This window comes from Streptomyces sp. NPDC051173 (assembly GCF_040689515.1).
Classification (GTDB): Bacteria; Actinomycetota; Actinomycetes; order Streptomycetales; family Streptomycetaceae; genus Streptomyces.
On record NZ_JBFBBD010000135.1, the window covers coordinates 1 to 7,821 of the forward strand.

5 protein-coding genes and 3 pseudogenes are annotated in these 7,821 nt (G+C 67.0%); 2 read left to right on the plus strand and 6 right to left on the minus strand.

Translation table 11 applies throughout. The annotated features are described in order from the left end of the window. Positions 1-793: 793 nt before the first annotated feature. On the minus strand, positions 794-2,428 hold the full coding sequence (locus AB0435_RS33545) for a carboxylesterase family protein (RefSeq protein WP_366005307.1): 1,635 nt from the start codon (positions 2,426-2,428) through the stop codon (positions 794-796). Positions 2,429-2,522: 94 nt separating this feature from the next. Between AB0435_RS33545 and AB0435_RS33550 the strand changes: the two genes are divergently transcribed. Further along, positions 2,523-2,705, plus strand: coding sequence for a hypothetical protein (locus AB0435_RS33550; protein WP_366428680.1), 183 nt, complete (start codon positions 2,523-2,525; stop codon positions 2,703-2,705). A gap of 42 nt (positions 2,706-2,747) precedes the next feature. Further along, positions 2,748-3,344: pseudogene (locus AB0435_RS33555) on the plus strand (DinB family protein). 52 nt (positions 3,345-3,396) lie between these two features. Here AB0435_RS33555 and AB0435_RS33560 read toward each other — a convergent pair. From AB0435_RS33560 to AB0435_RS33580, 5 genes and pseudogenes are all read right to left on the minus strand, one after another. After that, positions 3,397-3,522, minus strand: a pseudogene (locus AB0435_RS33560) (AAA family ATPase); the annotation flags it as partial. A gap of 365 nt (positions 3,523-3,887) precedes the next feature. After that, a complete protein-coding gene (locus AB0435_RS33565) occupies positions 3,888-5,492 on the minus strand; it encodes an MFS transporter (protein WP_366005309.1) in 1,605 nt (534 codons plus the stop codon). After that, on the minus strand, positions 5,492-6,145 hold the full coding sequence (locus AB0435_RS33570) for a PadR family transcriptional regulator (RefSeq protein WP_366005310.1): 654 nt from the start codon (positions 6,143-6,145) through the stop codon (positions 5,492-5,494). Before AB0435_RS33570 ends, AB0435_RS33565 begins: the two co-directional genes overlap by 1 nt. Before the next feature lie 321 nt (positions 6,146-6,466). Beyond that, positions 6,467-6,640: pseudogene (locus AB0435_RS33575) on the minus strand (transposase); the annotation flags it as partial. Between the two features lie 213 nt (positions 6,641-6,853). Continuing rightward, positions 6,854-7,579 (minus strand): nucleotidyltransferase domain-containing protein, encoded by a 726-nt coding sequence (locus tag AB0435_RS33580; RefSeq protein ID WP_366428681.1) that lies wholly within the window; start codon positions 7,577-7,579, stop codon positions 6,854-6,856. Positions 7,580-7,821: the final 242 nt, after the last annotated feature.

The following is a 7,821-nucleotide window of genomic DNA, read 5'->3' on the forward strand; positions in this document are numbered from 1 at the left end:
GAGCTTCGTTGTGTTCGTAGCGACGCCCCGACGGATCGTCACCCCGTTGTGACCAGCACTTCCGCGTGATCACCAGGACTTTGAATCAGCCCTGGGTATCGGGGCGCCCGCGGCTGTCACGGCTACCGTGGCCGGAGCTACGGTCTTCATCGGAGGATTCCGCCAGGTCTTCAACTACACGGAACGCTACGTTCTTGCCGCGGAAGCCTGGACAAGACTGCGTCTGGCCATCCAGCGTTACCAGTTGGTTCCCGAAGAGAATCGCGACGACGAGGTTCGTCAACGCCTGCTGGATGAAGTAGAAGCGACAGCGAGGGACGAATTGCAGGCGTGGGCCGCCTACCGTCGCGGGCTTGGGGCTGCGACAGGGCCAGGGAGTCGGCAGGCATGATCCCGCGCGCTCGTCAACCACGAAGCTTGTGACCAGCTTGGCTACCGGGAGAAGCGGTGACCGAGGTATTTCGGAGTCGCTGCGGTGCCGCGGCGGCCGACGGCCATCGAGCCGGCCAAGGCCGTCTTCGGGCTCGGGCCGTCGGCCGAGGCGATGCACGATCAATATGGGTCAACCGACGCTCGGCGCTGACCTGCCGATTCGTGCATTTTTAATCGGAGCTCTTCCCTGGGATGTCAAGATCACTTCCCGCATTCCTGGTCAGCGAGAGTCCCGTCGACGTTGAATTGCGGAGCCGCGACCAGACGGCGCCGCTGCCGGGCCGGACCCGTGGCGGCGAGTTCGTTCGATACACGGGATGGCGCACTACTCCAGCGAACTTCCTGCGGCCCGGTAACCCACCTACCGGGGAAGCGGCTGGTCCCGCCAGAATGCCCAGTTGTGGTCGGCGGCGAAGGCACTGCTGGTGGTGATGGCGGCCCCACCTTCGCGGAGAGTCACCGCCGACGGCAGGCGCGGCCAGGTGATCCGCGCACCCGACCCGTTCGGGTTGCCGGTACGGATGAAGTTCGCCCAGTACTCGACCATGGTCCGCGACAGCTGCCGCTGCTGGGTGTTCAGCCGTACGGGCAGGTCTGCGACGTCGAACAGGTACGGCAGTTCGGCGGTGTGGTAGGCGCCCAGGTCGAAGTCCGCTCCGGGCAGAGCGGGTGCCCGGTCGGCGAACTCGTAGGCGTAGACGGGGGCTTGTCGCGACAGTGAGCGCGCCTGGTCCCATACGTCACCGACCCAGCCGTCGGTCAGGGCGCGGCCCAGGGCGATGGGCGCCGGGGAGCCGGGGGCCAGCGGATAGCGGGCCAGCGCGGCGGCGCCACCCATAGCGCTCAGCGTGGGACCGTAATTCTCCGCGTTGATCGGTGAATCGAGCTGCGCGGCCAGGAAGCCGAGGATGCGCATCTCGTCCTTGTTGGTGCCGATCAGCACCGGCACCCTGGCCGCGCGGCCCGCACGGATGGCGGTGGCCGGGTCCTCCGGGAGCACCGATCCGCCCGAGACCAGCCACGGCCCCGTGATGTAGTTCAGGCGGCCGAGCGGTACCGGGTACGCCAACCCCTCCTGCCCGCCCTGCCTGACCTGCTTGTCGGTGATCGTTTTGGCGTCGAGGGCCCTGAGCCGGGCCGCCCGGTCAGGGCCGGGCCCAACGCCGAGCGTCTCGGTGGTGAACTTCTCGCTCATCTTTTGGGCCGTCTTCAGCGGGACGGTGGAAGAGGCGTCGCCACTCTCCAGGACGGCCGCGCCGAACAGGCCGCGCGAGCCCGGGGCGACCAGGTGGGCCGCGACCGAGATGCCGCCCGCGGACTCGCCGGCGATGGTGACCCGACCGGGGTCACCGCCGAAGGCCGCGATGTTCCGCTGGACCCAGCGCAGCGCCGCCTGCTGGTCTTGCAGGCCGTAGTCGCCGCCGGTGGCCTGCGGGTCCAGGGCCGGGTCGGCGAGGAAGCCCAGAGCGCCGAGCCGGTAGTTGACGGTGACCGTCACGATGCCTTGGCGGACCAGCTTGGTGGTGTCGTAGGCGTCGCCGCTGCCACCGGTGAAGGACCCGCCGTGGATCCACACCAGCACTGGCCGGTTCGTGGCGCCGGGCGTGGTGCGGACGTTGAGGTCGAGGCTGTCCTCGCTCATCGGCTGGGGCGTGCGGGCCGGGTTGAGGTTCACCGCCAGCAGGCCGAAGCCGTTGTCCGCCTGCATCGCCCGGTTGCCGGGCCGGGTGGCGTCCCGCACCCCACTCCAGGCGGCGGCCGGGGCGGGCGGGCTCCAGCGCCGTTCACCGGTGGGCGGCGCGGCGTACGGAATCCCGTTGAAGGCCCAGGTCCCGAGCTCGGCTCTGCCCCGCAGGGCGCCGGTCTCGACCCGTATCACCGGGCCGTGCGACGCGACGGTGTCGCCCCCGGCGGCCTGCGCCGGGAACACACCGAGCACCAGCGTCACAACGGTCAGCAGCATCGCGAGCGGCGTGACTCTACGTATCTTCGTCATCTTCTCCCCTGCAACTGGTCATAGATGGGGGGCTGTTACCCACGAAGCCTACATTAAGTTGAATAATAAACCATCGAGGTGGTGGCAGCGTTGGATGCCGGAGTCGGTCGGTCTTGCGCTCGCAGGCCGGGCCGGCGCCCGGATGACGGGCGCCTTCAAGGTTCCGGTCAGCCGGAACACCCCGTTGAGGCTGATCGCCTCGCTTCCGGACCCCGTCACCGCAGTACCCCGCGTGGTCGGCGTGGACGAGTACGCCCAGCACGTCCGTAGCCTTTGATGTCACCGCCAGCTGTCAGTGCCTGGCGGAAGACTGCGCGGCATGACCGAAACGAACCCGAAAGCGGAGCTTCTCCGGTACTTGCAAGAGGCGCGTGACGCCTTGACGTGGAAGCTCGACGGACTCTCGGAATACGACATCCGACGCCCGCTGACCTCCACGGGCACGAACCTGTTGGGTCTCGTCAAGCATGTCGCCGGCGTGGAACTGGGGTACTTCGGCGACACGTTCGGACGGCCGTTCTTCGACGAGGAGCCACCGCCCTGGTGGTATACCGAGGAGTCAGAACCGAACTCGGACATGTGAGCCACGGCAGACGAATCACGGGAACAGATCGTCGGGCTGTATCGCCAGGCGTGGGAGCACTCCGACGGCACGATCGCGACGCTGACGCTTGACGCGATCGGTCACGTCCCGTGGTGGCCTGAGGAACGCCGAGAGGTGACGCTGCACCACATCCTGGTGCGCGTGATCTCCGATACTCAGCGGCACGCCGGCCATGCCGACATCGTGCGAGAGCTCATCGACGGATCCGCCGGACACTCGCAGGGCAAGGACAGCATGCCACCAGAGGATCAGGCGTGGTGGGAGAGCCACCGGAACCGACTGGAGCGCGTGGCGCGGGAAGCCAACAGCTGATCTCGCCCTGCTGCCGACCCCGCCGGCTCCGGGGTCGGCCACGCGGCGCCGTTCAGCTGGCCTGGGTTTGTCCAGCCAGGGTTTGGGTGTGGGCGAGGCGGTAGGACTCGGTGCCGGTCTGGATGATGGCGCCGCTGAAGGTCAGGCGGTCGACGATGGCCACGCGGAGTCGCGAATCGCAAGACGGCACTTGAGCAGTTCACCCGCCATCGCCTCCAGGAAACTCGGGCACTGCCCTCCCCCACCCCACGGCTCCCTCCGAGTCAAGTGCCTCGGTGGAGGACGAGCAGGTGGAGGCAGTAACCCGGCTCCTCGGCGCGTACCGCGGCGGCTACCGGCTGTGGCGCCTCATCGAAGACCCAAGTCTCGCCGTCGTGTCGCGCTTCCCCTCTGGTCAACCGGCATGCGCTAGATCATTTACGGGACAGCTCTCAGCTCGATCTGGTCCAGTGCTTCCTGGATGAGGCAGATTTCAGAATCAAGCTGCCCAAGGACACGGCAACTGCAATTCGCGGAATAAGCCAAACCGCATGAGATGCCCTTTCAGGAGGAGACCCGGCTGGGTTGCAGGGGTTTTTCGGTGGGCTGCACAGGGTGTCGGCGGACCTTGATGCCGAAGCAGCACGCGACCGCCACGAGAGCGAATCCCATAGAGAGGAGGAGCGTCCACCGCATGGCCGAGACGAATCCGTTGTTGAACACCTCGATGCCCAGCTGTCTCACGTGCTCCCCTACGGCCCCGGGCTCACTGGTGCCCTTCGGCGCGTGGGTGAACAGGCCGCTGTCTCCCGCGTCGGCAAAGCTGTCGATGAACCTTTGGCGCGAGGCGGCGGGGAGCTCCGTGCTGCGGCGGGTGGCTTCGTCCTCGAGCGCGTGGCGGAGGGTGGCCTGGAGCAGGGCACCCACGGCGGCGGTGCCCAGCGCCTGCCCCAGCTGCCGGGTGGTGTTGAAGACGCCGGAGGCCGCGCCCGACAGATCGGGGCTGACTTCTCCGATCGCGACGGTGGTCATCGTGGTGAACAGCAGACCGATCCCGACACCGATCGCGGCCACCGCCGGCAGGATCATCCAGCTGTTGTTGCCGGGCTTGGCTGTGACGGCTGCGGCCGCGATGCCGGCGGCGAAGGCCAGCAGTCCGGCGATGAGCAGGAACTTCCCGCCGGTGCGGTCGGCGCGGAAGCCGGCGAACGGCGCAATGGCCGCAGCGATCACTGAGGCCGGTGCTGTCACCACGCCTGCTTCCAGCGGCGTCAGATGGAGCACCGTCTGCAGGAAGATCATGAGAGGGAGCAGGCTGACCATGGCGAAGCCCACTGCTGTGGCCACCACGTTGGCCAGCGTGAAGTTGCGGTTGGTGAACAGCGTCACGGGGACCAGGGGATCGGCCGACCGCAGCTGCACCAGCACGAACGCGAGCAGCAGTGCCAGCCCGCCGCCCAGCAGGACCGGGATGGAGAGCCAGCCCGTGATCGTGCCCCAGCCGTAGCGGCTGCCTTCCAGCAGCCCGAAGGTCACGAGGAACAGGCTGCCGGTGAGCAGCACGATGCCCAATGGGGCGAAGTTGTGCCCGGTGTCGGTACGGGACTCGGGCACCCACAGAAGAGCCAGCAGGAGTCCCAGCACGCCGACCGGCACGTTGACGAAGAAGATCCACTGCCAGTCGAGCTTCTCCACGATGAGTCCACCGAGCAGCGGTCCGGCGATGGTCGCCACGCCCGCGACGGCGCTCCATACGCCGAAGGCGGCACCGCGTTTTTTCGGCGGGAACAGCACCGCGATGAACGCCAGGGTCTGCGGATTCATCAAGGCCGCACCGATGCCCTGGAACGCGCGGGCAATGATGAGCTGCTCGCCGCTGTCGGCCATCCCGCACAGCGCGGAGGCTGCGGTGAAGACCATCAGACCGATGATGTAGAGCTTCTTGCGGCCGAACCGGTCGCCGAGGCGGCTGGCCACGATGAGCGGCACTGCATAGGCCAGGATATAGACGTTGACGACCCACAGGATCTCGTCGAGGCCCGTGTTCAGCCCGGTCAGCATGCTGGGCACAGCGACGTTCACGATCGTCGTGTCCAGAAGAATCATGAACAGTCCCAGGCATAAGGCGCAGAGCGCCAGCCACGGGTTGCGGCTGCGGAGGGCAGACATCAGCCGACCCCCTCTTCGGTTCGGCGGCCCGGTTGCGGCTGTCCGGATTCCAGCAGGCGCAGCGACCGGGCAAGGCTGGTCGCAGGCCAGTTCAGGGCACCGCTCTCCACCTCTTCAACCAGGTTGTTGATCCAGATCAGTTGAGCGCGCTTCGAGGAGATCTGCCAAGTCAGGTCGATGAAGTGGAGCGGCTCTACGCCGGACTTGCGAAGCCGGGCGGCGATGGTCTCCTCGGCGGCGATGGCCGCCTCCAGCAGCGCCGCCCGCCAGGTGAGACGTTCGATGGCTTCCTTGCGCTCCAGTGTGTGCAGGCAGGCCATGGCCAGTGGGAATTCTGAGAACTCTCCTTCGGGGGTCGAGACCACCTCGCGCAGCCGCTCGGTGAAGGCCTCCCGGCCGTTCGCGGTGATGGCGTACACGGTCCGCTCGGGCAGGCGGCCCTGGCGACTGGTCTCCACGGCCTCGATCAGGCCGAGCTTCTCCAGGCGTTCTACAGCGTGGTAGAGCGTGCCGGCTGTGAGCTTGACCAGGCGGTCTCGCCCGCGGTCGCGCAGCCGCTGCTGCATCTCGTAGGGATGCATCTCTCCCTCGTCCAGCAGTTCCAGAACGGCGAGGGAGATGAGGTTGAGCTTGCGTGTTCGTGGGGTGGGCATCGACGCGACTCCATCTACTCCAACTGGGATACTCCACTTGTACTATACGACCTGGAGGCGCGTTCTTCGCCCCGCAGTTGGGCCTCACCGAGTCAGTCCAGGGGTGGAGGATCCTGGGGTCCTGGCTCACCTCGGGCGCCAGAGTCAGGAAGAGGTCACAGGCAAGGTGGCTGCGGTCTTGGCGAGAGATGTGAACCCGGGGGCCAATGCCCTACTCAGGGAGCCGGTGGACTACGGGAGGGTCGCGCTCTTCCGCTGCCTCGGCCCGCCGCGCGTCTTGGGAACCGTGGCCACGTACTGCGGCCGAGGCTCACCCGGTGCGGGCAGCTCGACACTGCCCGCACCGCCATGGTTCAGCGCTTCGTACAACACGCCGTGGCCGCGCCGGTGTTCGGCCAGCAGCGTCAGGTCGCCCGGCGAGGTCACCGGGCCGTTCTCGCAGAGCATGGCCCGGTGACCTCGAACAGCGTGTCACCGATGCCGGACCAGGCACACGTAGAAGTCGTCCTGGAAGTGTGACAAGAAGTCGAACGCGTGCCGCTGGGCATCGTGGTGCAGCAGACTCACCCCTGGCGGCGAGCCTTCGAAGATCCAATGCCTCTGTGACGGAGCACAGGATCGATCGATGGCCGCTCTTGCGTCCGGCGCATCCCTCCGTGAGTGATCACGTGCAAGGGACCATCCGACCGGCTTTATGACGGGGCAGGCTCAAGCACTCCAGCGTTGTGTGTACCCCTCCCTCAGCGGTCCACCGAGAACATCGAGTACCTGCTCAGCGGCCACCGCCAGCAGGGTGGAGTCCGCGTGCTCGGCCACGGTCCGATGACCGTCCAGCAGGGCCTTGCCCCGTACCGGGTCTGCACTCAGCAGCCTGCGGGGCAGCCACTTACCGATGCCCGTCCAGCCGCCGTGGTGGGCGATGAGAAGGTGTGCCGCCTCACGCAGGGTGAAGTCGGCGAGGGAGAGCTGTTCGTACCGCTCGGTCGGCGAAGTATCCGTCAGATCGTCCATGAAGCACGTGAGGACGTAGCGTCCTCGCTCCCACTCCGCTGGAGTGAGCGGCGGAGGACCGGCCGCCAGCACCGCTCGCGCCTGTTCGCGCGTACGGGCCAGATGACCATGGGGGTCAGCCAGGAGCAGACCCTGGTCGTAGATGAAGAGGACGGTGCCCCGGCGGAGGACTCTGTCCCTCTCGAAGTGTTCCGGAACGTCGGCGAGGGTGTGCAGGAAGAGCTCGGCCAGCCGGTTGCCATGGCGTACCACCTCGCGACGACTGGTATCCCCGTCCGGGAGGAGAACGGCCACATCCAGATCGCTGGTTGGGGTAGCACGGCCCTGGGCGGCCGAGCCGCCGAGTATGGCACCCAGAGCGTGCGGGAAACGGTCCTTGACCAGGGCCAGAGCCTGGGCGGCCGGAGTAACTCGATTATTCATGGACGACCATCGTGCCAGCCCCCAGACATGCGCTCCAGAGGCCGACCCGTGCTGCCGCTACTACCGACAAACTCAGCTTGTTCTTTAACCTCGGTCGCTTCTGAGTGCTTGTCATGGGAAAAATGGGCTGCGTGCGGGCACCACGGTGTGAACCGCCCCGGGTTTGATGGAGACATCGAAGACCCGGAAGGATGCCGATCATGGCTGCTCCCCGTAAGTACCCCAAGACCACGGAGTTAAGG